Raw genomic sequence first — 25,181 nt, 5'->3', positions numbered from 1 at the left:
TTTTTCCATATGGTTGAATCTGAACGTTATCCTCTCTAAGTTCGACTATCGAGCAGGATTTCCTTCCTATAATACTGCGGCGGATCGGCAAAATTACCAATTTTTCGATTATTTTTTCGACTGATGTATTGCCAAGCGAACCATTCCTCAAGTATGTTTGTTTTAAACAAAACGGAACCAAACTGCTACCAACAAAACCAAACAAAACCAAATTAACGTGCTGGGAAGGGGGATTCTGGTGGATCGGGCGTATCTCACTCCGGAAGAGGTCGCTGCAGTATTAAAGCTGTCCAAGTACACCGTTTACGAGATGATCAAGCGCAAGGAATTGCCGGCTTCCAAAATCGGACGAGCCCTGCGCATTCTCCGAACTGATCTCGACCATTTCATGCGCGCTCACAAATCGTCAGAGGAGGAGCTTCCGGCTCTCCATGACCGCTCCGCCGTTTTGCGAAGAGGTCACCCGCTGCAGGAGATTTACTTTGCCGGCAGCCATGACTTGTCGCTCGACCTGCTCACCCGTATGATCGCCAGACGCGGGGTAACGCTGTTCCCTGTCTATTCCGGGAGTATGGACGGATTGATCGAGCTGTACAAAGGCCGCGTGGACATCGCCGGCTGTCACCTGCTGGACCAGACGACCGGCGAGTATAACCTCCCCTATATCCGCTCTCTGCTGCCAAACGAGGAGGTGGCCGTCGTCAATCTCGTCACCCGTTGGCAAGGGTTTATCGTGCCTCTGGGCAATCCGCGGATGATCACCAGCTGGGAGGAGTTTCTCTCGGGCCGTCACCGCATCGTCAACCGTCAGCGAGGCTCAGGCACTCGGGTGCTGCTCGACTTCAAGCTGCGCCAGCTCGGCCGCTCCGCCGATCGCGTACCCGGCTACTACCGGGAAATGAACACACACTACGAGCTTGCTTCCGCTGTCCTGCGGGGAGACGCGGACACTGCACTGGGAATCGAAAGTGCCGCCCGCGGGCTTGGACTAGACTTTTTCCCTGTGCAGGAAGAGCGGTACGATCTCGTATTGCCTACGAGACTGCTCGATCAGGAGCGATTCCGCATCATGCTCGAGGTGCTGCGCGACCCGGGCTTTAAACAAATGGTCGTCGCCATGGGAGGCTACGGGATGTCCTCAACCGGAAAAATAATTGACAGAATGTAAAAATGATTTCAACAATAGGGAGATGATTAGATTGAAGCGTCTTTATGTCTCTTTCTTCGCTGCCGTTCTTTCTTTGCTTCTCGCCGCCTGCTCGCAGGAGCCATCGGCAGCAACGCAAAGCTCGCAGCAGCCTCCGGCAGGAAATCAGCAGCAGGCCACCGCTGCGGAGCCGCGGCAACCGGCAGCTCCCGAATCGAAGCCGTCGGAATCGTCCGCCAAGGAGATCGTTTTGGCCACGACGACCAGCACGCAAGATTCCGGCCTGTTGGATGTGATGCTGCCCGCCTTTGAGCAAAAGAGCGGCATCAAGGTAAAGGTCGTCGCCGTCGGAACCGGACAGGCGATCAAGCTGGGCGAGGACGGCAATGCCGACGTGCTCCTCGTGCACTCCCGAAAGGCGGAGGACGAATTCGTATCCAAAGGATTCGGAACAGACGCCTATGACGTCATGTACAACCAGTTCTACATCGTAGGTCCCGCTGATGATCCGGCCGGCGCAAAAACAGCGAAAACCGCAGCAGAAGCGTTTGCCCTCATCGCGGAAAAGAAGGCTCCATTCATCTCTCGCGGTGATGATTCGGGAACGGACAAGAAGGAGAAAAGCATCTGGAAGGAAGCGAAGCTCACTCCCGAGGGCGACTGGTACCTCTCCTCTGGTCAAGGAATGGGGGCAACCCTGCAAATGGCGGATGAGAAAAATGCCTACACGCTCACAGATGAGGCCACCTATCTCTCCCGCAAGCTGAATTTGCAGGTCGTCATGCAGGGAGATCAGTCTTTGCTGAATCCATACGGCATTATCAAAGTAAAATCGACTTCCAAACCGGATGAAGCGATGCAATTTATCCAGTTTTTCACCGGCGAGGAGGGGCAAAAAATAATCGGCGAGTTCGGGAAAGACAAATACGGAAAAGGGCTGTTCGTCCCTTCTGCCAAGAAACGATAGGGGCTCTGCTTCATGCTCATGACCCCTGAAGTATGGGAGGTTGTCTGGCTCTCCCTCAAAGTGACAACGACTGCAATATTGCTCGGCTCTTTGATCGGCATTCCGCTCGGCGCCTGTCTCGGTCTTTATTCTTTCCCGGGAAAACGGCTGGTTATCGTATTGATTTACACTTGTATGGGTCTTCCCCCGGTGTTGGTCGGGGTCATCGTCTATTTATTGCTCTCCCGATACGGGCCGCTCGGTTCGCTCGGCCTTTTGTTCACTCCGGAGGCGATGATGCTTGCCCAGGTCGTCTTGGTCACTCCGATCCTGGCTGGATTAAGCCTGTCTGCCGTCCAGGCAAAGGAGAGGGCCTATTGGGAAACCGCGAAAAGTCTCGGTGCCAGCCCTCTGCAGCTCGTCTTTACCATCGTCAAGGAAGCGCGCAAAGGCATCTGGGCTGGCGTAGCAGCCGCATACGGCAGAGCGATTTCCGAAGTTGGCGCCGTCATGCTCGTGGGCGGTAATATCGAGCACCATACACGGGTTATGACCACAGCGATCATACTCGAAACGAGAATGGGCAACTTCACGGCAGGACTGCAAATGGGATTGGTCCTTTTGCTGATCAGCTTTTTGTTCAACAGCTTCTTGGTTATCGGCGTGCTGAACCAATTAAAAACCGGGCGGAGATGACAGGATGAACAAGCTCAAGCTCAGCGACCTGGAAGTCGCCTACAGAGGAAAGACCGTATTGCGTGTAGACAAAGCCGTATTTGAACATAGGAAAATCTACGGCATCGTCGGTCCCAGCGGTTCGGGCAAAAGCACCTTGCTGCGTGCGATGACGCTGTTGGAGCAGCCGGCTGCAGGCAGGATGGATGTGTTTGGCACGGTTGTTGACCTTTCTTCGCTCACCCACGCAAAAGGCTTGCCACTGCAGCGGCGGATCGGTTACGTCCCGCAAAAGCCAACCATGTTTGACTCCACCGTCTTTGACAATGTAGCACTGGGGCTGCGTTATCGCGGAACAGATCGGACGGCGATCCGTTCGCTCGTCACGGAAGCGCTGGAACTGGTCGAGCTGGGGCATACGGCCAAGCAGCGTGCGCATACCCTATCGGGCGGAGAGGCGCAGCGGATCGCCCTGGCAAGGGTGCTGGTATACCAGCCTGATCTGCTCTTTCTCGATGAACCGACTGCAAACCTCGACCCTTATCACATCGCCATTTTCGAGCGAGTGCTGAAAGCGATCCAACAGACGCGGGACATCACGATCCTGATCGTGACTCACAATTTGCAGCAGGCAAGGCGGTTGACCGACGAATGCTTGTTTATCCACAAGGGACGGATCGTTGAAAACGGAAGTACGGAGGCGTTTTTTACCCGGCCGAAAAGTCCCGAGCTGCAGGACTTCCTCTGCGGCCGGATGATTTACTAAAAAAGGGGGCCTGGATAATGAATCCGGATTGGATGCAGCGCTATTCCAGACAGATGCTGTTTGCCCCGATCGGCAGTGCGGGACAAAATATGCTGCAACAGAAAAAAGCGGCAGTCGTCGGGATGGGAGCACTGGGAACCGTTCTCGCCAATCACTTGGCGAGAGCCGGCGTCGGATACCTGCGGCTGATCGACAGGGATTTTGTGGAGGAAAGCAACCTCCAGCGGCAAATGCTCTACGATGAAGCGGATGCCAGGCAGCATCTGCCAAAAGCGGTCGCCGCAACTGCCAAGCTGAGGCGCATCAACGCTGACATTGCTGTCGAAGGAATCGTCGCAGACATCAGCCCGGTCAATGCGGAAGCCCTGCTAACCGATGTGGATGTCATTCTCGACGGGACAGATAACTTTCAGATTCGTTATCTGATCAACGACGTAGCCGTAAAGCATTCGATTCCCTGGGTTTACGGCGGCGTTGTAAGCGCGCGCGGAATGTTCTCTGTTATCCGCCCCGGCATCACTCCCTGCTTTCGCTGTCTATTTCCTACCGCTCCCGCAGGACGGGGAGAAACATGCGATACAGTCGGCGTGATCGGCCCTATTGTTCACATTGTCGCATCCTACCAGGCGACGGAAGCGCTCAAACTGCTCATCGGAGCGGATGACATGCTGAATCCCCATCTGGAACAGCTAGACATCTGGGAAAACGACTTCATGCAGATGAATGTCGCAAATGGCCGAAATCCTGCATGCCCCGCCTGTGTCGGGCGAAGCTTCAGCAGTCTCGAGTGGCAAGAAGGGGCTGAGGAGTTTGCCGCGCTGTGCGGCAGAGATACGGTCCAAATCAGCCCGCAGCGCCCCCTCTCTGTCAATCTCGACCGAATGGCCGAGCGCTTTCGCGTCCTCGGACGAGTCGAAGCCAATCCGTTTTTGCTCCGCTTTCATGTGGAAGGCTGCACGCTCGTCTTTTTCCAGGACGGACGCGTGCTCATCCAGGGTACAGATGACATCGCAGCTGCCCGGAGACTGTACGCCAAGTACGTAGGACATTAACGGACAGTCGGGAGCAAAAAAGCCCTGGTCTGCAGATCATTCCAAGAGGGGGTCCGGATCGCTCGTCGCCCGAGTTCGCTATCCCGAGTTTGCAGTCCCGGGTTCGCTTTATGAAAAGAGGTGCTGTCCCGGCTCTTGCGGACAGCACCTTTTTCATTTCCGATTTCAAACGGACAGCTTGTTTGTTTCTCCCCTGTACTGACCCAAGCGGTCTGTCAGGTTTACTTCATTTCGCTAATCTCGGCTTTAATCTTGTCGAGGAAGGCATCTACGCTCATGCCGCCCTCGTCGCCTACGCCGCGCTTGCGGACGGACAGCGTCCCTTGAGCGACTTCGTTTTCACCGATAACCAGCATGTAAGGCACTTTTTGCACCTGTGCCTCGCGGATTTTGTACCCGATTTTTTCATTGCGGGCATCAAGCTCCACGCGAATGCCGGCTTGCTCCATTTTTTCCTTGACCTTTTGCGCGTATTCCACATGCACTTCATTGATCGTCATCAGGCGAACCTGAACCGGAGCGAGCCAGACCGGGAATGCGCCAGCATAGTGCTCGATCAGGATACCGATAAAGCGCTCCATCGAACCGTACATGGCGCGGTGCAATACGACCGGACGATGCTTCTCGTTGTCTTGGCCGACATATGACAGGTCAAACTTCTCAGGCATTTGGAAGTCGAGCTGGATCGTACCGCACTGATGGCGGCGTTTCAGCGCGTCCGTAATCTGGAAGTCGATCTTCGGTCCGTAGAACGCACCGTCTCCTTCCTTGATTTCGTACGGCAATCCCGCTTCTTCCAACACGTTTCTCAAGGATGTTTCGGCAATCTCCCACAGCTCATCGGAACCCATCGAATCCTCAGGACGAGTGGAAAGAGCTACGCTGTACTCAAATCCGAACACTTTGTAGATCGAGTCGATCAAACGGATCATGCTCTTGATCTCTCCCTCGATCTGGTCCGGACGAACAAATACGTGGGCATCGTCCTGACAGAAGGTCCGTACCCGAAGCATCCCGTTCAGTGCGCCGGAATACTCGTGGCGGTGCACCTGACCGAATTCGGAGTAGCGAATCGGCAGATCGCGGTAGGAGTGCATTTTGTTTTTATAGATCAGCATGTGGCCGGGACAGTTCATCGGCTTCAATGCATAAGTGGTATTGTCTACCTCGGAGAAGTACATATTCTCGTGGTAATGATCCCAGTGGCCCGACTGCAGCCAGAGGCGCTGGTTCATAATAAACGGAGAGCGCACTTCCGTGTAGTGGGCCAGCTGCTGCATGCGGCGGGAGAATTGCTCCAGCTCGTTGCGGACAGTGAAGCCGTTCGGCAGATAAAACGGCATGCCTGGCGCTTCTTCGGAAAACATGAACAGCTCCAATTCCTTGCCCAGCTTGCGGTGGTCGCGTTTTTTCGCTTCTTCGATAAAGTGCAGATATTCATCCAGCTCCGCCTTCTTCGGCCAAGCCGTGCCGTATACGCGCTGGAGAACCTGGTTATCCGAATTTCCGCGCCAGTACGCCCCAGCCACACTCATCAGCTTGAATGCTTTGATGAAACCGGTGGACGGCAAGTGCGGTCCGCGGCACAGGTCGAAGAATTCACCCTGCTCGTAGATGGTGATAGTGGCATCTTCCGGAAGGTCGCGAATCAACTCCAGCTTCAGGTGATCGTTAATTTCCTTGAAGATCGCGACTGCTTCGTCACGGCTTACTTCTTTGCGGCGGATCGGCAAGTCTTCCTTGATGATCTTTTCCATTTCCGCCTCGATTTTTGGCAGATCATCCGGGGTGAGTGCCACCGGGATATCCATGTCGTAATAAAATCCGTCTTCGATCACCGGACCGATGCCCAGCTTTACCTCTTTCCCGTACAGGCGTTTAATCGCCTGAGCGAGCAAGTGGGCCGTGCTGTGACGATACACTTCCACACCATCCGCGGAATCAAGCGTAACGATCTCAACGGCCGCATCCTCCTCGATCGGTGTGTAAAGATCGACTACCTTGCCGTTTACTTTACCGGCAACCGCCTTTTTCTTCAGACTGGAGCTGATCGAACCGGCGATCTCTTCGACAGTGACGCCTGCGTCATACGGACGAACGGCGCCGTCAGGGAATGTAACGTTGATTTGTGCCACGATCCATACTTCCTTTCTCCATCGTATTTGCTTTGTTTAGGGAAAATAAAAAAGCACTCATCCCTGAAGGGACGAGTGCTTGTAACCCGCGGTACCACCCTACTGGCCTGTAGACATGCCCTGCCCATAAACGGGTCAAAAGCAGGTCGATTCCAGACCTCTCGAAAACGTAACGGTTTGAACCGGCTCGCCGATACTGTGAGCAAGAAGCTCTTTCCCGGCGGCTACTCGAAGGGGGTAGATCGATACGTGTACGCAGCGGGCTTCCAGCCTGTGTCCCGCCTCTCTGGAGCAACATGGGTATCGTCCATGTCCTTCTCATTGTATTTTCCGTGTTAGGTTGTTTTTCGTATTATAAAGGAGTTGGTTTGTTTACGTCAAGTACACGTCTGCCGGACAGACACAGGGAACACGAATGGCAGGTGATCAGCCGGTTTTCAAAAATGCTGCGAACGGTCTGTGTCAATGCGGGCCTGTCCTGCGCCATGTGAAAAACGATACGTTCCGGCGCAATCGCTACCAGAGCGCTCACCAGATAATCCTCTTCCCGGCATTTCTGTTCATCCGTAAACATGACGGCGTCCAGATGGTCCAGCCAGATTCGGTCTCCGTGTTTATCATAGAGATGGAAAGGTTTGTCCACACTAGGAACAACGTGAACGACTTCCTGCTTGGCTTCCTGATCGGCGATAAAAAAGCGCAGCAGGTCAACGAACTCCTGATACTGCCTGTCTTCGAGATAATCGTCAAGGCCGGTTTCGATCAGCTCAAACAACTCATTCCAATGCTCCTGCAGACGGAAGCGGACAAACCCGAGTACGTTCAATTCGCGCTCGTCCTCCAGGTAGTCCCGCACTTTCCGGTATATCCTTGCTTTCCGGGTAGTCGCTTGCAGAAGATCGGCTTCTTCTTCCCCTTCTGCAAAAAGCCGCTGGACGAACGGAATAACGTAAGGCCACTCATCTTCAAGCTGCTCGGACTCGATCAGGTCGCCGGCTATTTCCTCCATGACCTCCGGTTCCTTGACCCGAATGACCCACTCGGCTACAGCCAGCGAGATAAATGCACGTGCCCATTCTATCGTCTCCGCATCGTATTCTTCCATACACCAGCTTTGAAAGCGAAACATCCTGAAATCGCCCTGATCGCGTTCTTCATATGTAATGCGCACCGGATCGGTGTTGACCCGCTCCTTCATCTCATCGATGATCGAGCGAAAAGCATCACAATGCGCAGGGACATTTTCAAAATATAAGGCGTACGTTTGCATCGTCCATCTCCCCAATCCGCAATGTAGTTACAGTATATGTCCTGCTTGAGGCGATATACTTTTAAACGGATGGAAACAGAGGGAAGGTTGCACATCGAAGACAGCGGTCGCTTTTCAAAGCAAGAAAAAACAACCCTACCTCTTGGCAGGGTTGCGCTGCGAATAATTATTCAAAGCCGATCTCCTCATACACTTCAGGGTCCCAATAAATAACCGATTGCTCCAAGGGAACGTTCATCTCGCGTGCTCCGTTGGGCTTTCCGTTGAAGTAGATAATTTCCGTAATGGCCAAACGATCGCCTCGTATGTCGATTTCTCCCTTAAATTCAAGAGTGGTTCCATTTGGTGCAAAAAAGATGACTTTCCCCGATCCCAGTGTTTTCATTGGGTACCTCCCGTTGTATGGTCTGTACCCTTATAGTAGTCAACAATCTTTCCCAACGTCAACAATTCCTAGAGACTTTTTACCCAATTGTCGAATCTGAAGCTCCTTTTTTTCTGCTTCGCCCCTGTCTGTTGTCGGTCGACTGAGACAGACTGCTGTAGGCTTCCGCTGTCAAAGTTCCCTCGGCATCAGCCGCGACCTGCGTCTCCTCGCTCACTCCGTAATGCTCCTGTCTGTACGTGGGAGAGGAAAAAATTTGGCTTGCATTCGCTGGTCGCTGCAGTGTTGGGCTCGGGTAGGACACGCCTGAGATGGCGGAGGTCTGCTGCGAAGCAGGGCCCTCGGGCTCAACCGCGTTCGTAATCACCGTCCCGTTATGAGGCGAAGGCATAGCCGCGGGAGGCGGTGTCATTTGCTGCCCCGCACCCTGGCTCCCTTCGGACGCCGGTTGGTAGCCGCGCAGCAATTGCGCATTGGCGGTCGGCTGCATCGTCAGGAATGGATAGTATCCCTTTCGCTGCATATAGCCCCACATTTCGTAAGCCTGGTTGGCGCAGTTGACAGCACTCTGCAGCAGCATGTTTCGGAGCTGTGGATGGGCAGCCTCAAGCGCTGCCGCCATTTTGCATGTTGCCCCTGACTTGTGCAGGCCCAGCATTGCCGAAGAAACATCCCGATCGTCCATCTGATTGGGATGAACATTCGGCTGTTGTGTTTGCGGATACGTTTGCGGGTACATTTGCGGCATTTGACCGGACTGCATGGTGCCCATGACTGCATGTGCCGCCGCTATCGCTGAAGCAGGACGGTATGGCAGCGCCTCTCCCGCACCCAGCCCGTGGACGGTATGGACCATGCTGTTGTACTCATTTTGCATGAATTGCAGCTGATGGCCAAGCAGGTGACTCAGTTCAGGGTCGCGAACATAAGGAGCATACAGCTGGGCCGTATTGATCGCATTGACCGCCTCATTCAAAACTTCGTGCAGCTCCATCACTTCATGTGCTCCGTACGCGTGAGGTTGCATGTGACCAATTCCTCCTTTTCACAAATCCCTAACAGTATGTCCTTTTCTGTTGGCAAATAGAAGCAAGTTTCTTTCTGCATTTTCCATGTTTTTCTGTAACTCTTTTCGCCGACCAACGTAATACGAGACATATACCTTTGTACAAGACATATATAGAACTACAGAAACGATTTCGTTTCCTGTATAATGAAACGATAATCAAGGACTTGAGGAGACGCTCATGTTTGAACAAATTACACAAGTTTTCATGCAATATGGAGTCTGGGGGCTATTTGGACTTTCTTTTTTGGACTCGTTTATCGTACCCGTTCCTCCCTTTTTCTTGCAGATCGCGATGAGCCTGATCGATCCAGCCGCTGCCCTGCGCTATGCCACGGTCGCGTTTACCGGCTCTATCCTTGGCGCTCCGATCGGATACATACTGGGCAAGTGGCTCGGCAAACCGATCTTGAGAAAGATCCTGCCGGAAAAGTGGACAAAGCTGGCTACCGAACAGTTCGACAAAAACGGAGATGCCGCCGTATTGATTGGTTCCTTTACTCCCATCCCTTTCAAGGTGTTCACCATTTTAAGCGGCGTCTTTAACTATTCGCTGACGAAGCTTATGCTGTTTGCCATTCTCGGTCGGGGTATCAAATTTTATCTCATCGGAATATTGTTTCACCTCTATGGAAAACACGCCAAAGTATTGCTCGACGAATACCTGGAAATTGCCGTGCTGGGCATCGGTGCGGTTGTCGCTATCGCCTGGCTGGTATGGAATAAACGCAGAAAAAAAACCGCTTGATTGTCTGCTGAAAAGTGTTTGCCTTTGAACCAAAAACGCTCCGGAAAGTGCGCTGTCCCTCTTCCTGGACGCGTTTTTTTGTTTGCGGCCCCAAATACCTCGTCTCTTTCGCAATATTTCATGGACATTCACCTAATATGTACCTCCCCATATATTGTAATTGTGAGTTTTTTGGAGGAGGTGAAGCGATGGCCGTAATCAAGGTAAACTCCAGAGATGTCGACATGTTGGCTCGTCTGATCCGTGCCGAAGCCGAGGGAGAAGGGGAACTGGGCATGCTGATGGTCGGAAACGTCGGTGTGAACCGCATTCTTGCCAATTGTCTTGATTTTAGAAATATACGAACGATGCGGGACATGGTGTTTCAGTCACCCGGAGGTTATGAAGCTGTACAAAAACCTTACTTCTATCAGCGCGCCAGGGATAAGGAGCGCCGCCTGGCAAGACGAGTCGTAAATGGAGAGCGCACGCATCCCGCCTCAAACGCATTGTGGTTTTTTCGACCCAGCGGCAACTGTCCGGCGCAATGGTATAACCAGCGAAATTCGGGACGTTACAAGGCCCACTGCTTCTTCGTCCCTTCCCCCAGGGATTGCCCCCGTGTTTTCTGATTGTACTTGATGGTGCTTGCAAGTCCAGAAAAGGAGAGAGTTCATCATGAGTCAACAAATGCCTTACAATCCTTATGTCACCTACCCCTATACGGACATGTATCCTTCTTCATCCTTTCCGTACCAGATGGGCCAGCAGCCGGTTCAACCGGGACAACAGCAAGCTGTCCCCATGCAGCCAAGCGGAAGTCTGATTCCCGGAACGCCTCTGGCTCCCGGTCAGGTCGTTGAAGAATCCTACATTGAGAACATCCTTCGCCTGAACCGCGGAAAGGTGATTACGGTTTACCAAACCTTTGAGAACAATACCCAGTGGAATGCGAAAATTTTCCGCGGTGTTCTGGAAACGGCAGGGAGAGATCACATTATCCTCAGCGACCCGGAATCGGGAAAACGGTTTCTGCTGCTGATGGTAAACACTGACTATATCACCGCAGACGAGCATTTGAACTACATTCCTCCGGCACTGCCTTCAGGTATCCGCTAAAAACAAAAAACCTCATCGCTTGCAGATGGGGTTTTTGTCTGTTCAGATATACGGATTACACAACCTGCGGATCGCTTGAATCGGCTTTGGCAAAATACGCTTGCTTCTCATCCTGCCAAAACAAGCCGCTCGGCAAAGAGCTTTTTTGCCTCATGCGAATCGCCAGCAGATTGACCATGCGATTGATCTCGGCGTGGGCCCACTCGTCCATCGTAAATTTGACAGCGTATTCATAGATCGTTTCATTCCAATTGCTGTTGCGAACGACATGTCCGTACATTTTCAATTGCCGAGAAAATACCTCTGTTTCAAATTCAAGCACCAACTGATCATTTACCGGCAATTTCAAATCAGAGAGAAAGCGAAGGCCGCCACCTCCTATGTCTTCGATCAAAACATCTGCGCTCCCCACCTTCATCGTCTTTCCTTTTACCATGACGATTGTCATGCGCGAACAGAGCGGGGGAACCAGCTGCAGTCGAAAGTAGTCTCTTCGTTGCCAATTGATGACGCCATTCACCGTTTTCACCTCATGTTAAGGAATATGGTCCTGTTTCTTTGGGATCACCGTTTAGCGAGTGACTTTGGCGAAATAAACGCAAAAATGGAAAAAAACGCCGCGAACACGGCGCTTATGATATTTTCCGCAAAACCTTCCTTATTCTTTTTTCTGCTCCGGGTAGTTCATTTCCTTCTTGGTAATGGGAGAATTTTCCCATAAATGATTTTGATCAAACTTGATCGTGTCTTTGCGCATAAAGCGGAACAGGAGGTCTACCACCCACCAGACCAAGACCATGAAGATGAAAAATATGAGAACAGCTCCCCACACGGAATACCTACCCCCTCCCCTTTTACTGCCACTATATGAAGAGAAGGTAGAATTGATTCGACCTAAAAACCGGTCGTACAGCGTGGCTTGCAAGGGACGGCAAACAACCGGTCTATCACCTCTACGTATTCGGGCCGCGACAAATGGGCCAGCCCGTACTGGTATAAGCTGTGAAAGCGGACTGCCCCCATGACAAGCGAAGAAAAATCGGAGATATCGAGTGATACTTCCGCGTCGGCTTGTGCGGGCGTTTCCGGAAGTAGCCCGGGCAACCCGTCGCGAAAGCAGATGGTATAACCCTTTTCATTATCCGGCAGAAAGCTGTCGCGAATATGAAAGGTAAGCGTGCAGCTTTCCCTTCCCATACGGTGATCCGCCATTTGACGAAAATAACCCGCTACATCAATCATTCGATACATCAGCCCGACACCGGACGCATGGCTTTCATGATAGTAGAAGGGGATCAGACGGTCAGAGCCGTTTCCCGGATCGGCGAGCAGAAAGTGAAAATCTTCTTCCTGGGTATAAAAGATGCAGCGCCTGACCTGGTCGGCTTGGCTGCGCAAAAAGGCGAGAAGTCCACGCATGGCCTCCGGCGTTTCACAGATAAACTCCTTGACGTGCAAATCGTGGATGCTGGCATTTTCCTGGCTGACCTGTTTAAACTGCAGGACCAGATAGCCGCTTAGCTGTCCATCCTTTCGGCAGCCAAAGGCGATATGCTCCGGCCGATCCAGAAAGGCATCCAGCTCGCGTGCCGTCTTTTCGATCATCCCGTGGGTTTTCGCGGCATAGCGGTTGTAGCTCCCCAGGATATCAGCGCGGTCCTCCTTGGACAGAGCAATGACGTCCTGCTTGCTCCCGGCAGGCAGGTCCAGAGGAGAAACCCGGTATTCATTCATTTTGGTTCCGGCTCCGAAGCCCATCTGTTTGTAAAAATCGACTCGGAACGGATAAAGGGAGACGAGACTGACGCCACGATCACGGTATGCCCGCAAAAAATGGAGCAGCATCGATTTGGCTATTTTCTCCTTTTTGTGCAGCAGGTCAACAGCGACGGTACCGATCCCTCCGGTGAGCAGCCGTTTTCCATGAACATTCATGTGAAAATCGAACCATTTCATCACACCGACCATCCGGTTGTCGCGAAAACAGCCGACAAAGGAAACCCCCGGATCCTCCTGCATGCTTTCGCGAATCCGATTGATCCAGCGTTCCTTCATATCCGGCACTTGCATTTCCTGTCTCGGATATGCCATTCCGACTATTCTGACGAATCCCTCCGCTTCGGAAGGCTTCAATACGCGGATTTCTTCCACCGGCATCATCCCCCGCTTCCCTTTTTTCAGTTGCGATACATCTGATAAAAAATATTTTACTGAATGCTTCCATCTTCTGGCAAGAAAAAAGAGACAATCGGGCTTTGTATCGCCCGCTCTCGAACCGCTGCCACTCTCACAATGCTCGCTATTGGAGCAGCCGAATGGATAAAAGGGCATCCCGGTAGACAAACCGGGGCCCCTTCATGTTGCCGTGCAGCCTGTTTTTATGATGTGCCGGCCAGTTTTCTGATCGCCTTGAACACTGTCTGATAGTAGCTTTTCTCATGAGCGACCAGGTCTGCCATCCCCACCTCTTGGCTTACTCCAGAGACGCTTCCGTCTTCGTCGCAGACGAATCCGCTCGCTCGAACCGAAGAAATCTCGCCGTTCAACAATCTCATCAGCTCATCAAGCCGAATCCAGAGCAAGCCGGTCAGCTCCTCCTGCTGGATCTGGTACGCTTCCAAGGGCTGGTCGGATTCATATCCGTACACGTGGCAAATCTCCCTGTCGACAATGCCCGGCTCACCGGAAACATCCCGTATGACTCCAATATGCTGCAAGCTCTCATACGAGACAGCCAGTCCCAGCTCTTCCTCCAGCTCACGCACGCCGTCCCTCGGCCCTTCACCGGCAAGCAGATGGCCCGCCGAAGTGATATCCAGCTTGTTTGGCGAGGTGTCCTTCTGAGGATGGCGTTTTTGAAATAGCAGGTAGACCCGCTCTTTCTCCCGGCGGTATATCCAACAGTGAAACGTCTGATGCCACAGTCCGAGCCGATGCACTTCACTGCGCGCTTCCGTACCGATCCATTGCCCTTTGTCATCAAAAATATCCAGCGTTTCTTCCTTCACTTTGTTCACCTCAATCGAACAATTTGCTTCCTGCGTTGCAATCCCGGCAAGCTTCCCAAAACCGGCTGCAAATGCAAATCTGTGTCATCGCTCCGACGTTCTCAACTACTGCGCGGCCCGGGCTTCGATCCGTTCGGACTTGACATTTTCATCCTGCGTGATGTGCCTCTGGCTGACAATCTATCGGGCCGGAACACGCATATAGAGCGGTTTATTCTTTTCCATGCAAGGCCTCCAAGGCTTCCTGGACCACGAGTCCGGTATCAAAGCCGATCAGTCTCGCCTCTTTTCCATCCAGCGCATTCGCCAGCTCATCGAGCAGCAGGTGCATGCGATCCTGATCCGGCACCTGGACTTCTTCCAGCGGCTGGCCCATCCCCCCTGCCAGCAGCGTGCTCCAGTTTTTCACAGACAGCGTCCCTTTTGTACCGTAGACCGTATAAGCCAAATGCTCCTCATGAGCGATGCCTGCGAGGCCATTAATCGTGACGGGCGTTCCGTCCGGGAGACGAAGCAGCGCGGAAATACCCGTTTCACATAGCTCCTGGTTTTCCGGGTAGTCCACATCAGAGCGAACTACTTCGCAGCGGCCCAAGAGTGCATAGGTCAGGTGGAGAAAGTGCGGCAGCACTTCGCGGACAAAGCCGCCCTGCTCCCGGCCGGAAAGCCATGCTGTCTGCTGCCAAGGACGCGGCCACTGATGGAAATGAGTGACGATGTCCACCCTGCGCACGCTTCCGATCTCCGCCAGTCTCCGCTTCAGCTCGGGAAAAATCGGACGATAGAAGAGCGGAAAATTCATGGCGTGGATAACACCAGCCTCAGTTGCCGCCCGCAGCATCTCTTTTCCTTCCTGAACCGAGTTCGCCAAGGGCTTTTCGCACAGCAAATGCTTCCCTGCGGCAAGCACGTCCAAGCCAATCGGATGGTGAAATTTAGGTGGAACTGCTATGTAAACAAGATCGAGCTCCGCTTCACGGAGCAATAGCCGATGGTCTGTATGCCAAGCTGCGATGCCGAAGCGGTCTGCCACTTCTCGGGCACGCTGCGAAGCGGCATCACAAACTGCCGCCACCGTGAAGCGTTCATGGGTATTCATTGCGTGCATAAGACGCTCCCCCATCACTCCGGAACCAATGATTCCAACTGAGTAGCGTTCCTTCATAAAAAAATCCCTCTTTTCCGACTTTTTGTTCTCTGGCACAAGGCAGGCGGGACTTCCAACGTGCCAGTTATTTCCAATCCTCCCTATTGCATGTTTGCTGCACTCGGATTTCTCGCTTTTTTCGCATACACAAAAAATACAGATGCGTTTGCGCAGTCATGCGCTTTGACCGCCTTCCCTGCCGATGTGCTCCGGCAAATGTCTTTATCGTACCGTTAGCGGCCTTTGGAGCGCTTCGCGAAAATTGCTCTTCTCTCCGGTCAATTTCTGCGTAGTCCTCACTTCATGATACAACAAAAAAGGGCCCTTTCGCCTGATGATTCCGGCGAGGGGCCCTTTGACCGTTTTACGCCACCTTGGATGTGGCTTCACGGATGTATTCTTTTGCTTTTGCCTGGTCAAACTGCCCTTCCCAGCGGGAGATAACGACAGCGGCAAGAGAGTTGCCGACAACGTTGACCACTGTGCGAGCCATGTCCAGCAGACGGTCGATTCCCGCGATGAAGGCAAGACCTTCAAGGGGAATGCCGACAGAGCCAAGGGTCGCAAGCAGTACGACGAAGGATACTCCAGGCACGCCCGCAATCCCCTTCGAGGTGACCATCAATACCAGCATCAGTGTAATTTGCGCACTGATCGGCATGTGAATGCCATACATCTGCGCGATAAACAAAGCCGCCAGCGCCTGATAGAGCGTGGAGCCGTCCAGGTTGAACGAGTAGCCCGTCGGAATGACGAATGACGTGATGGCTTTCGGACAGCCAAGGCGCTCCATCTTTTCCATGATCTTCGGAAGCACCGACTCCGAACTGGCCGTAGAATAGGCCAGAAGAAGCTCGTCCTTCAAGATCTTGATAATGGAAAAGATCGAAATCCCGCTCATGCGTGCAATGACACCGAGAACGACCACAATGAAGAACAGCATCGTCAGGTGTACCAAAATGACCAGCTTCCCGAGCGGAACAAGGGACGACAGACCGAATTTGGAAACGGTTACGCCAATCAATGCGAAAACACCGAACGGCGCGAACTTCATGATTGTGTTGACGACCCAGAACATGGCGTCCGCCACACCCTGGAAGAATCGAAGAACAGGTTGACCCTTTTCTCCGGCAGCGGCAACCCCGAGTCCAAACAGGACGGAGAAGAAGATAATCGCCAGCATATCGCCTTTGACAATCGATTCGAATACGTTTTTCGGCACGATATTGACGAAGGTATCAACAAAGCTGTGGCTTTGCGTCGATTCAGCCGTCTCCACATATTGGTGGATATCGGTTTTGGCAAGATTCGTCATGTCAACCCCGACACCGGGATGGAACAGGTTCGCTGCAACAAGACCGACAATAATCGCAATCGTGGTAACGATTTCAAAATACAATATCGTTTTTCCGCCGATCTTCCCCAGCTTTTTGATGTCTCCCACACCAGCAACCCCGACGATCAACGTGGAGATGACGATCGGAACGACGATCATTTTAATCAGCCGGATAAAGATGTCGCCAATCGGCTGCAGGTAGCTCGCCACCGCAGGATTGCCGTAAAAGATAGCACCTACCAGAATACCAAGGAATAGACCGATTACAATTTGAATGGCTAACCCGAATCGTTTCATCCTGACACCTCGCTGTCCTTTCGTAATTGTGTATATATCAGTACAAAATCGACAAGGAATTGTCGAAATTTGTCGAAGTAACAATATTATAGTAGCAGACACGGGTTTTTTTTCTCAATGTAAAGAAATTCCTTTTTGCACTTTCGACACTGCTTTCTGGTATCTTTTGGATGGTACTGAAAATTACATGGTTGATCTATATATTTTTCGCTAGGTTATCATAGCATAACTTTGACAAAATCCGCGTTTTTTGTATTCTTATTTATTTTCTATAATTTCATTATGATTAAACTCTACTGAATATTTTTGAACTAACTTCTTCCTGGAAAACGCAAAAAACCGGAGCGGTCTCCCCTCCGGTTTGGTTCCTATCTATCGAAAACAATTGTATACAGCACATTCCTGTTACATTTTTCGGCAACGGTGACTGCTACATCTCTTATCCGTACAGGCGGATGGCGTCGCGAATTCTCCCATTGGTCTGTTCGAGCAGCTGCAGCGCCTCTTCCCTGTTCGATCCGGTCAGCTTCATCAAAATGGCGGCTTTCGCGTCTCCGTTGGCCAGCTCGGCCAGCCGTCCGGCTTCCTCGTATGTGACACCCGTGACCTCCATCACGATTCGCTTGACCCTCTCCCGCAGCTTTTGATTGGTCGCCTGGACGTTGACCATCAGGTTGCCGTATACTTTCCCGAGCCGAATCATCGTTGCTGTCGTCAGCATGTTCAGTACCAGCTTTTGCGCTGAGCCTGCCTTGAGCCGGGTAGACCCGGTTACGACCTCCGGCCCGACAACAACATTGATGGAGACATCGACTCCGCCATCGATCAGCGCTGTCTCATTGCAGGACAGCGAAATCGTCCTCGCTCCGATCGTCTGTGCTGCCCGGAGCGCTCCGATCACATAAGGCGTACGGCCGCTGGCGGCTATGCCCACAACAACATCTTTTCCTGTCACGTTGTATTTGTGAATGTCTTCCTCGCCGAGCTCCTCGGAGTCTTCCGCTCCTTCTACCGCCCTGATCATCGCCGAAGGTCCTCCGGCGATAACCCCCTGGATCAGCTCGGGGTCCGTACCGAATGTGGGCGGACACTCCGACGCGTCCAGGATGCCCAGACGGCCGCTCGTCCCGGCGCCAAAGTAAAACAGGCGTCCCCCGTTTTGCAGCGAATCGACGATGATCTCAACTGCGTCCGCCACTTGATCGAGGACGTCCTCAACCGCGTAGGGCACCTTTTTGTCCTCGTCGTTCATCACCTGCAAAATTTCGCGCACAGGCAGTTGATCCAGGTCCCTCGTCCTTTCGTTTTTTCCTTCTGTCACAAGTTCTTTCAAGTTCTCCAGCATCCCGTTCGCTCCTCCCCTGCTCTCCTATTTGCGTCTTTTACTCCAGATGGCATGAGACCCAATGCCCTTCTTCCTTTTGTCTGAGCAGCGGGATTTCGCTTCTGCACACATCCATGCAGGATCGGCAGCGCGGGTGAAACGTGCATCCGGCTGGCGGATTGGACGGACTGGGCAAGTCTCCCTCCAGGATGATGCGCTGCAGCTCCCTTTTCGGATCGGGAACCGGCACAGCGGACAGCAGTGCCTGGGTATACGGGTGAGTAGGATTCCGGTACAAGGACTCCTTGTCAGCCACTTCCACCACTCTGCCCAAATACATGACCGCCACACGGTCCGATATATGCCGAACAACGCTCAAATCGTGGGAAATAAACAAATAGGTCAACTGAAATTCCTTTTGCAAATCCTGCATCAGATTGAGGATTTGCGCCTGAATGGACACGTCGAGAGCGGATACCGGCTCGTCGGCGACAATCAGTTTTGGCCGCAGGATCAAAGCCCGGGCAATCCCGATCCGCTGCCTTTGCCCGCCGGAAAATTCATGCGGGAAGCGGCTGAGATGCTGCTTGGACAAGCCGACGATCTCGATGATTTCTTCTACCCGTTTTTGCCGCTCCTGGGCCGTTCCGATTCCGTGGACGATCAGCGGGTCTTCCAAAATCCGCCCGACTGTCTTGCGCGGGTTGAGCGAGGCAAACGGGTCCTGGAACACCAGCTGCATATCGCGGCGCACCCCTCTGAGGTCAGCCGGGCTCAGCTTGCAAATATCCCGTCCCTCGAAAAAAACCTCCCCCGCGGTCGGTTCGATCAGCCGGAGTATGCATCGTCCGGTCGTTGATTTGCCGCATCCCGACTCTCCGACAATACTGACCGTCTCGCCGGGATAGATCGTCAAGTCAACGCCGTCGACCGCGCGGACCACTTTTTCTTGTCCGAAAAAGCCTTTTTTGCTGACAAAATGCTTCGTCAGCGATTTGATTTCCAAGAGCGGCTTCGTCATCGCTCATCCCCCTCCTGATACAGCCAGCATCGGCACTTTTGACCGCCCTCGACAGGAAGAAGCTGCGGGTTTTGTTCCCGGCAAATGTCCATCACGTGGGAACAGCGCGGAGCGAAACGGCAGCCCGCCGGCATCTCGTGCAGCAGCGGCACCGAGCCCGGAATCGCCTCCAGCCGCTCCGCATCCACACTGACGCTCGGCATGGAATTCAACAGCCCTTTTGTATAGGGGTGCTTCGGCTCCTCGAACAGCTTCGTAACTTCCGCTTCCTCCACGATTTGTCCGGCGTACATGACGATGACCCGATGGCACATCTCGGCTACGACGCCCAGGTCGTGGGTAATCAACACAATCGAAGTATGGTTTTCCGCCCTCACCTTTTTCATCAGCTCAAGGATTTGCGCCTGGATGGTTACATCGAGCGCTGTCGTCGGTTCATCGGCGATCAACAGCTTGGGCGAGCAAGCCATCGCCATCGCAATCATCACCCGCTGCCGCATCCCTCCGGACAACTGGTGCGGGTACTCGCCGACGATCTCTTCCGCGCGGGGAATCCCGACTTCCCTGAGCAACTGGACCGCTCTCTCCTTTGCTGCTTGCTTGGAGAGTCCGAGATGGCGCCGGAGCGGCTCGCCGATCTGTTTTCCGATCGTCTGGAGCGGATTGAGCGACGTCATCGGCTCCTGGAAGATCATCGCGATCTCGTTGCCGCGGATCTTTTGCATTTCCTTTTCTGACAGCGTCAAAAGCTCCTTCCCTTCAAAGCGTATGCTTCCGGTCATTTCTGCATTTTTGCCCAAAAGGCGCATGATCGACAGACTGGTGACGCTTTTTCCGCAGCCGGATTCCCCGACGATTCCCACGGTTTCTCCGGCTTGGACAGTCAGACTGACACCGTCGATGATCGTCAGGCTCTTACCCGATTGGGCAAAGGATGTACGTAATTGATCGATGTGTAGCATGGCAGCCATTGTTCTTCCTCCTTTTGCTCAGGATGAGCCTGCCGTCCCGATTAGGGAAAACAGCTGATTGCAGACAGAGCGCCTCCACGGACCGATCAGGCTGCTGACAGTCGGATGGACCCGGTTTGTCAGGATGATCAGCGTCGCGCCTCTGGCCGGATCACGCCAGATCGATGTTCCGGTAAATCCCGTGTGGCCAAAGGCTTGGCTGGAGAGGACATCGCCGCCTGTGCAGCCTGCAGCCATCTGCTCCAGCGTGCCCCCCGTCGCGGATGCTTCCCACCCCAGCGCTCTCATCGGTGCAAGCTCACCCGTATGGGAGCGGACTGCCGTGGCTCGCAGGACGGGATCGATCCGCACGGGCGACTCGTTTGAAGTCCAGATGCGCATGTACCGTTCCGTATCCGCGCTGGTGGAAAACAGCCCGGCGTGGCCGCTGACGCCGTCGAGGCCGTGATATGCGTTGCAGTCATGCACCGATCCCCGGATGATTCCTCTCCGCCAGTCAAAGCAAGCCAGACGCTCCGACAGCTCACGGGCGGACGGCAGTCCGAGCGCTTCCTCCTGGATCAACTGCTGCCTTGCCATGTCCTGCTCATATGCATTGCCGTTCTCCGTCGGTGCGATTGCGCTCACATCCAGGCCGTCATGCTGCAAGGGCAGATAGCAGGTACGGGTCATCCCGCTCGGTTGAAAGATAAGCCGCTGGGCCAATTGATCTAGCGGCTCATCCCATGCCCGCTCCAGGATAAAGCCAAGCAGCATGAAGCCAAGATCGCTGTAGACGACCTGTTTGCCGGGCGTCCCCGTCATCGCCTCAGCCGCGATCAGCCGCAGGTACTCCTTGACGCCGCGGGCATAGAGGAAAAAGGGGCGCCAAGCGGGGAGGCCGGAAGTATGGGTCAATAGATGCAGCAGCGTGATCTTGCGTTTCGTTGTTGCATCCGTCCCCTCTTCCAGCTCCGGGAGATGGCGGGTGACGGAATCTGTCAGCGACAGCCTGCCTTCCTGTACGCTGAGAAGAACGAGCGGCAGCGCAACCATCACCTTCGTCAGCGAAGCCATGTCATACATGGTGTTGGCATCGACCTCGATGCCGTCTTTTTTCCCGTCTCCGTGCTTGGATGAATCTGCGGGGCTTGCAGAGCTTGTCATGTTCGGCTCTTCTACCGAGCCGAATGCCTGCTCCTGCTCGTCCTGTGCACCCTCTGTCTTCCCGACCGCTACGGTTATGGCAGGAAGACCGTCTCTGGCAAGAGTGGCTATTCCCCCCGGGAAAATCCCTTGGCTGATGCCCGACTCCAGATTTTGTTTCAAACGCTCTCGCAAGGCAGATTCGAGCTGATCGTGACTCATCTTCGTCCCTCCGTTACTTGCCGCGGTGGCGCGGGTCGAGAATATCGCGCACAGCGTCCCCAAACATATTGCAGGAAAGGATGGTGATCGTCATTGCCACGCACGGCCAGATGATCATTCCCGGCGCCAGCTCCATATAGCGGCGCGCTTCCGAGATCATTCCGCCCCACGAAGGGTCTGGCGGCTGAATGCCGAGACCGAGAAAGCTGAGCGCCGATTCTGTCAAAATCGCACCCGAGATAGCGAGGGATGCCTGGACCAGCAGCGGTGCCGTTACATTCGGGAAAATTTCCAGAAACAAAATGCGCGGCGTACTGGCGCCGATAGCCCTTGCGCTTTCCACGTACTCCTGATTTTTGATCGATAGGACTGCTCCCCGGACCGTTCGCGTAAAGATCGGAATATTGACAATTCCGATCGCCAAAATGGTATTGAAGGCCCCTGGCCCAAGCGCGGCCACGATCGCCAAAGCAAGCAAAATTTCCGGAAAAGCAAACAGCACGTCCATTACACGCATCACCAATCCGTCAATCCAGCGGCCAAAGTAACCGGCGATCAATCCAAACAGCGTGCCAAAAGCGACGCTGACCAGCACCGAGGAAATTCCCACCATCAGCGAGACTCTGGCTCCGTAGATGATCCGGCTCATAATGTCTCTGCCGAATTGATCCGTGCCGAGAATAAATTCGCCGGAGCTGCCCTCCATGCGATGATCCTGAAACATCTGCGTCGGATCGTATGGAGACAATACGGGAGCGAAGGCAGCGGCCAGAGCGAGCAGCAGCAGGACGATCAGACAGACGACTGCTGTTTTGTTCTCAAAAAAGCGTCTTCGAAATGTGCGCATGTCGCATTCCCCTTGTCAATACTTGATTCGCGGATCAATCCAGGTGTAAATCAGGTCGATGATCAGATTAACCAAGACGAACACCAAAGCGACGAACAGGACGCCTCCCTGTACGACAGGATAATCCCGCTGGTAAATGCCATCCAGGACATACTGCCCCAGTCCCGGTATGGAAAACAGCTGTTCGACAATGACCGACCCGCCCAATAGGTAGCCGATCTGCATACCGGCAATCGTAACGATAGGGATGGAGGAATTTCGCAGCGCATGCCCCATTACCACGGTCCATTGACTGTTTCCTTTGGCACGAGCGGTGCGGATGAAATCTTTGTCCATCGTTTCCATAAAGGCGGAACGGGTCATCCGCATCACGCCGGCAGCGACGACGATTCCCATCGTAACCGCCGGGAGGATAAACACTTTGAATGCCTCTGCCGGATCATCCCAAAAGTGGACCACATCGATCGGCGGAAACCAGTTGAAATACAGCGACAGGCCGAGCAGCAAAAGCGTACCGATGGCAAAGTTGGGAACCGAAATCCCGAGCAAGGTCAAAATGCGAATCACCTTGTCCGTTTTGGAGTGAGAGCGAATCGCCGACAGGATGCCGAACGGAATGGCCAGGGTCCAGCCGATCACAACCGCCATAATCGTCAATTGCAGCGTAATCAAGAACCGCTTGAGAATCTGCGGCAAAATTTCTTCGCCGGTGTGCACTGAAACACCGAAATCCCCTTGCAAAAGTCCGCCGGCCCAGTGCAGGTACTGGCTTATGAGCGGTTTATCCAGCCCCATCTCCGCTCGCAGGACGGCGACTGCCTCCGGGGTCGCTTCCGTCCCGAGCATGATCGACGCCGGATCGCCCGGAACGAGATGGAGGATCGTAAAAACGAGGATCGAAATGCCGACAAGGATGGGAATCAAGCTAATGATTCGTTTGATCAGGTAACTTCCCATAGATACCCCTCCACAAAAGAAGAAATCGGAGAGATCGTCTCCCCGACTCCCTCCCTATCTCACTTACTTCTTCACCGATGCTCTCACCAACGCGGTGGATTCGCCCGCTGCCGTCGGCGAAAAATCGACGTTGTCGCGGACCGCGTAAAAGTTTTTCGGAGAAGCCAGGAACAGGTTTGGTGCGTCTTCTACCAGCAGCTTTTGCGCTTCGTCATACAATTTCTTGCGTTCTTGCACATCGACCGTCTCCAGCGCCTTTTGAACGAGCTCATCGTATTTCGGGTTGGAGTAATTCCAGACGTTCGCCGATCCTGTAGTCGAGAAGAAGTAGCGCATCGAACGGTCGGAGTCCACGCCGGATGTATTGCGGCCGACCATCATGTTCATATCTTTGGATTTCCAGGTGTCGATGTAGTTGCCCCACTCCAGTTGGTTGATTTTCGCGTTGATGCCAATCGCTTTTAAGTGCTGCTGAATGATTTGCGCCGACTCAACCATGTCCGGGTAAGTAGAAGCTGTTTCAATGATCGTGTCAAAGCCGTTTGGATACCCCGCTTCTGCAAGCAGCCGCTTTGCCTTTTCCACATTCGGCGTGTAGCTTGGATAGCTGGACGGATCAAGCGCCCAGCTGGTCAGTGCCGGTGCGATCGGCCCGGTCACGGATGCCTCGCCCTTCCATACGGTTTGCACGATTTGATTGCGGTCTACGGCATAACTGATGGCCTGACGGACACGCGGATCGTCAAAAGGCTTTTTCTTCACGTTGATACCGAGATAGCTGTACTCCAGAGACTGGTAGCTCTTGATCTGGATGCCCGGCTTGCCCTCGAGAAGCTTCGCCGAATCCGCCGATACAGCGCTGATGTCGATTTTGCCGGCGCGAATGGCAGCCATGCGCTCTGCCTCATCCTTCATGATCTGAAACTTGATCGCGTCTACCTTTGGCAATTCCTTGTTAAAGTAGTCCGGGTTTTTCTTCAGCAGGACATACTGTCCAGGCTCGCTTTTTTCCAGGATGAACGGTCCGGTGCCATTGGCTTCCTTCGTCAGATCAGTCGATCCCTTCGGAACGATGGAAGCCGAGGACGCGGACGCATTGGTCAGGAAAGCCGCATCAGGGGTTTTCAGCTTGAAGACGACTGTTGCAGGGTCCGGCACCTCGATCGTATCGACACTGGCGAAGTACGATTTGGCGATCGAACCGGTGTCCGGATTCAAAATGCGCTCAAAGGTGTACTTTACGTCCTCCGCGGTCATCTCTTGTCCGTTGTGGAACTTGACACCCTTTCTCAGATGGAAGGTAATGCTCTTTCCGTCGGGAGCCGTTTCCCATGATTCCGCCAGCCCCGGGACGAGATCGAGATTGGCGTCCAGCTTGGTCAGGCTGTCATAAACCAATGAGTAAACGCGTGCACTGGAGGCCGCAGGCACCTTGTGCGGATCGTACCCGACCGGCTCCTGATCGACCGCGACGATCAATTCCGATTTTCCTTCAGTCTGGGATGCTCCCTCGGACCTCGGCTTGGAATCGCCTGCAGGTGCGCTCCCGCCTCCCGAACAGGCTGAAAGCATAAGGGACAGCGACAGGAAAAAACTTGCCAACACTCTCTTTTTCACGTTTTTTACCCCCTGAGTTTC

25 protein-coding genes are annotated in these 25,181 nt (G+C 53.6%); 8 read left to right on the top strand and 17 right to left on the bottom strand.

Features of this window, described 5'->3' with window-relative positions; genetic code table 11:
- Window positions 1–238 precede the first annotated feature (238 nt).
- From NST37_RS07550 to NST37_RS07530, 5 genes are read left to right on the top strand one after another with little or no spacing between them, the layout of a single operon-like run.
- The gene (locus NST37_RS07550) at window positions 239–1,168 is read left to right on the top strand and encodes a helix-turn-helix transcriptional regulator (protein WP_339186523.1); all 930 of its coding nucleotides are present in this window, start codon (window positions 239–241) and stop codon (window positions 1,166–1,168) included.
- A 31-nt stretch (window positions 1,169–1,199) separates the two neighbouring features.
- Window positions 1,200–2,114, top strand: coding sequence for an extracellular solute-binding protein (locus NST37_RS07545; protein WP_171506404.1), 915 nt, complete (start codon window positions 1,200–1,202; stop codon window positions 2,112–2,114).
- Between the two features lie 12 nt (window positions 2,115–2,126).
- Complete coding sequence (locus NST37_RS07540) at window positions 2,127–2,789, top strand: ABC transporter permease (protein WP_003387833.1); 663 nt, start codon at window positions 2,127–2,129, stop codon at window positions 2,787–2,789.
- Window positions 2,790–2,793: 4 nt separating this feature from the next.
- Window positions 2,794–3,534, top strand: coding sequence for an ATP-binding cassette domain-containing protein (locus tag NST37_RS07535; protein WP_003387834.1), 741 nt, complete (start codon window positions 2,794–2,796; stop codon window positions 3,532–3,534).
- Window positions 3,535–3,551: 17 nt separating this feature from the next.
- On the top strand, window positions 3,552–4,586 hold the full coding sequence (locus NST37_RS07530; RefSeq protein WP_003387836.1) for a ThiF family adenylyltransferase: 1,035 nt from the start codon (window positions 3,552–3,554) through the stop codon (window positions 4,584–4,586).
- A 221-nt stretch (window positions 4,587–4,807) separates the two neighbouring features.
- Here the strand turns inward: NST37_RS07530 and thrS are convergent, their stop codons facing one another.
- The 4 genes from thrS to NST37_RS07510 form a co-directional block, all read right to left on the bottom strand.
- Window positions 4,808–6,721 (bottom strand): threonine--tRNA ligase, encoded by a 1,914-nt coding sequence (thrS, locus tag NST37_RS07525; protein ID WP_003387837.1) that lies wholly within the window; start codon window positions 6,719–6,721, stop codon window positions 4,808–4,810.
- Window positions 6,722–7,073: 352 nt separating this feature from the next.
- Window positions 7,074–7,991, bottom strand: a complete 918-nt coding sequence (locus NST37_RS07520; protein ID WP_039071393.1) for a putative sporulation protein YtxC — start codon at window positions 7,989–7,991, stop codon at window positions 7,074–7,076.
- A 166-nt stretch (window positions 7,992–8,157) separates the two neighbouring features.
- Window positions 8,158–8,376 (bottom strand): hypothetical protein, encoded by a 219-nt coding sequence (locus NST37_RS07515; protein ID WP_003387841.1) that lies wholly within the window; start codon window positions 8,374–8,376, stop codon window positions 8,158–8,160.
- A 79-nt stretch (window positions 8,377–8,455) separates the two neighbouring features.
- Window positions 8,456–9,403, bottom strand: a complete 948-nt coding sequence (locus NST37_RS07510; RefSeq protein WP_339186522.1) for a spore coat protein — start codon at window positions 9,401–9,403, stop codon at window positions 8,456–8,458.
- Window positions 9,404–9,623: 220 nt separating this feature from the next.
- On the opposite strand from NST37_RS07510, the gene NST37_RS07505 reads away from it, so the two are divergent.
- The 3 genes from NST37_RS07505 to gerQ all read left to right on the top strand — a co-directional run bounded on the left by NST37_RS07505 (window position 9,624) and on the right by gerQ (window position 11,288).
- Window positions 9,624–10,190, top strand: a complete 567-nt coding sequence (locus tag NST37_RS07505) for a VTT domain-containing protein (protein WP_003387844.1) — start codon at window positions 9,624–9,626, stop codon at window positions 10,188–10,190.
- Window positions 10,191–10,378: 188 nt separating this feature from the next.
- The gene (locus NST37_RS07500) at window positions 10,379–10,801 is read left to right on the top strand and encodes a cell wall hydrolase (protein WP_003387845.1); all 423 of its coding nucleotides are present in this window, start codon (window positions 10,379–10,381) and stop codon (window positions 10,799–10,801) included.
- A 46-nt stretch (window positions 10,802–10,847) separates the two neighbouring features.
- Window positions 10,848–11,288 (top strand): spore coat protein GerQ, encoded by a 441-nt coding sequence (gene gerQ / locus NST37_RS07495; RefSeq protein ID WP_003387846.1) that lies wholly within the window; start codon window positions 10,848–10,850, stop codon window positions 11,286–11,288.
- 55 nt (window positions 11,289–11,343) lie between these two features.
- On the opposite strand, the gene NST37_RS07490 is transcribed toward gerQ, so the two are convergent.
- From NST37_RS07490 to NST37_RS07430, 13 genes are all read right to left on the bottom strand, one after another.
- Window positions 11,344–11,808 carry a PilZ domain-containing protein gene (locus NST37_RS07490; protein WP_338461970.1) on the bottom strand — a complete coding sequence of 155 codons (465 nt, stop codon included), beginning with the start codon at window positions 11,806–11,808 and terminating at the stop codon, window positions 11,344–11,346.
- Window positions 11,809–11,946: 138 nt separating this feature from the next.
- On the bottom strand, window positions 11,947–12,120 hold the full coding sequence (locus NST37_RS07485) for a hypothetical protein (protein WP_155807990.1): 174 nt from the start codon (window positions 12,118–12,120) through the stop codon (window positions 11,947–11,949).
- A gap of 62 nt (window positions 12,121–12,182) precedes the next feature.
- Complete coding sequence (locus tag NST37_RS07480; RefSeq protein ID WP_339186520.1) at window positions 12,183–13,448, bottom strand: GNAT family N-acetyltransferase; 1,266 nt, start codon at window positions 13,446–13,448, stop codon at window positions 12,183–12,185.
- Window positions 13,449–13,666: 218 nt separating this feature from the next.
- On the bottom strand, window positions 13,667–14,296 hold the full coding sequence (locus NST37_RS07475; protein ID WP_031932297.1) for an NUDIX domain-containing protein: 630 nt from the start codon (window positions 14,294–14,296) through the stop codon (window positions 13,667–13,669).
- Between the two features lie 211 nt (window positions 14,297–14,507).
- A complete protein-coding gene (locus NST37_RS07470; RefSeq protein ID WP_003387850.1) occupies window positions 14,508–15,461 on the bottom strand; it encodes a Gfo/Idh/MocA family oxidoreductase in 954 nt (317 codons plus the stop codon).
- Between the two features lie 346 nt (window positions 15,462–15,807).
- Complete coding sequence (locus tag NST37_RS07465; RefSeq protein WP_003387851.1) at window positions 15,808–17,076, bottom strand: cation:dicarboxylase symporter family transporter; 1,269 nt, start codon at window positions 17,074–17,076, stop codon at window positions 15,808–15,810.
- A gap of 439 nt (window positions 17,077–17,515) precedes the next feature.
- A complete protein-coding gene (gene murQ, locus NST37_RS07460; protein ID WP_003387852.1) occupies window positions 17,516–18,421 on the bottom strand; it encodes an N-acetylmuramic acid 6-phosphate etherase in 906 nt (301 codons plus the stop codon).
- Between the two features lie 37 nt (window positions 18,422–18,458).
- A complete protein-coding gene (locus tag NST37_RS07455; RefSeq protein ID WP_003387853.1) occupies window positions 18,459–19,421 on the bottom strand; it encodes a dipeptide ABC transporter ATP-binding protein in 963 nt (320 codons plus the stop codon).
- Window positions 19,418–20,392, bottom strand: a complete 975-nt coding sequence (locus NST37_RS07450; RefSeq protein ID WP_003387854.1) for an ABC transporter ATP-binding protein — start codon at window positions 20,390–20,392, stop codon at window positions 19,418–19,420. Before NST37_RS07450 ends, NST37_RS07455 begins: the two co-directional genes overlap by 4 nt.
- 18 nt (window positions 20,393–20,410) lie before the next feature.
- The gene (locus NST37_RS07445) at window positions 20,411–21,739 is read right to left on the bottom strand and encodes a serine hydrolase domain-containing protein (protein ID WP_172920930.1); all 1,329 of its coding nucleotides are present in this window, start codon (window positions 21,737–21,739) and stop codon (window positions 20,411–20,413) included.
- 13 nt (window positions 21,740–21,752) lie between these two features.
- Complete coding sequence (locus tag NST37_RS07440; RefSeq protein ID WP_003387856.1) at window positions 21,753–22,586, bottom strand: ABC transporter permease; 834 nt, start codon at window positions 22,584–22,586, stop codon at window positions 21,753–21,755.
- A gap of 15 nt (window positions 22,587–22,601) precedes the next feature.
- Complete coding sequence (locus NST37_RS07435; protein WP_003387857.1) at window positions 22,602–23,543, bottom strand: ABC transporter permease; 942 nt, start codon at window positions 23,541–23,543, stop codon at window positions 22,602–22,604.
- Window positions 23,544–23,606: 63 nt separating this feature from the next.
- Window positions 23,607–25,160, bottom strand: a complete 1,554-nt coding sequence (locus NST37_RS07430; protein ID WP_327956534.1) for an ABC transporter substrate-binding protein — start codon at window positions 25,158–25,160, stop codon at window positions 23,607–23,609.
- Window positions 25,161–25,181: the final 21 nt, after the last annotated feature.

This window comes from Brevibacillus sp. FSL K6-6036 (genome assembly GCF_037964015.1).
Taxonomy (GTDB): Bacteria; Bacillota; Bacilli; order Brevibacillales; family Brevibacillaceae; genus Brevibacillus; species Brevibacillus borstelensis.
This window is presented reverse-complemented; position numbering and strand designations above follow the sequence as displayed.

What these genes read in the sequence shown, in the direction of transcription:
- NST37_RS07540 (WP_003387833.1), top strand. Translation starts at nt 2,127, where the DNA reads ATGCTCATGACCCCTGAAGTATGGGAGGTTGTCTGGCTCTCCCTCAAA.
- NST37_RS07535 (WP_003387834.1), top strand. Translation starts at nt 2,794, where the DNA reads ATGAACAAGCTCAAGCTCAGCGACCTGGAAGTCGCCTACAGAGGAAAG.
- NST37_RS07530 (WP_003387836.1), top strand. Translation starts at nt 3,552, where the DNA reads ATGAATCCGGATTGGATGCAGCGCTATTCCAGACAGATGCTGTTTGCC.
- NST37_RS07520 (WP_039071393.1), bottom strand. Translation starts at nt 7,991, where the DNA reads ATGCAAACGTACGCCTTATATTTTGAAAATGTCCCTGCGCATTGTGAT.
- NST37_RS07515 (WP_003387841.1), bottom strand. Translation starts at nt 8,376, where the DNA reads ATGAAAACACTGGGATCGGGGAAAGTCATCTTTTTTGCACCAAATGGA.
- NST37_RS07510 (WP_339186522.1), bottom strand. Translation starts at nt 9,403, where the DNA reads ATGCAACCTCACGCGTACGGAGCACATGAAGTGATGGAGCTGCACGAA.
- NST37_RS07505 (WP_003387844.1), top strand. Translation starts at nt 9,624, where the DNA reads ATGTTTGAACAAATTACACAAGTTTTCATGCAATATGGAGTCTGGGGG.
- NST37_RS07500 (WP_003387845.1), top strand. Translation starts at nt 10,379, where the DNA reads ATGGCCGTAATCAAGGTAAACTCCAGAGATGTCGACATGTTGGCTCGT.
- gerQ (WP_003387846.1), top strand. Translation starts at nt 10,848, where the DNA reads ATGAGTCAACAAATGCCTTACAATCCTTATGTCACCTACCCCTATACG.
- NST37_RS07480 (WP_339186520.1), bottom strand. Translation starts at nt 13,448, where the DNA reads ATGATGCCGGTGGAAGAAATCCGCGTATTGAAGCCTTCCGAAGCGGAG.
- NST37_RS07470 (WP_003387850.1), bottom strand. Translation starts at nt 15,461, where the DNA reads ATGAAGGAACGCTACTCAGTTGGAATCATTGGTTCCGGAGTGATGGGG.
- NST37_RS07465 (WP_003387851.1), bottom strand. Translation starts at nt 17,076, where the DNA reads ATGAAACGATTCGGGTTAGCCATTCAAATTGTAATCGGTCTATTCCTT.
- murQ (WP_003387852.1), bottom strand. Translation starts at nt 18,421, where the DNA reads ATGCTGGAGAACTTGAAAGAACTTGTGACAGAAGGAAAAAACGAAAGG.
- NST37_RS07455 (WP_003387853.1), bottom strand. Translation starts at nt 19,421, where the DNA reads ATGACGAAGCCGCTCTTGGAAATCAAATCGCTGACGAAGCATTTTGTC.
- NST37_RS07450 (WP_003387854.1), bottom strand. Translation starts at nt 20,392, where the DNA reads ATGGCTGCCATGCTACACATCGATCAATTACGTACATCCTTTGCCCAA.
- NST37_RS07445 (WP_172920930.1), bottom strand. Translation starts at nt 21,739, where the DNA reads ATGAGTCACGATCAGCTCGAATCTGCCTTGCGAGAGCGTTTGAAACAA.
- NST37_RS07440 (WP_003387856.1), bottom strand. Translation starts at nt 22,586, where the DNA reads ATGCGCACATTTCGAAGACGCTTTTTTGAGAACAAAACAGCAGTCGTC.
- NST37_RS07435 (WP_003387857.1), bottom strand. Translation starts at nt 23,543, where the DNA reads ATGGGAAGTTACCTGATCAAACGAATCATTAGCTTGATTCCCATCCTT.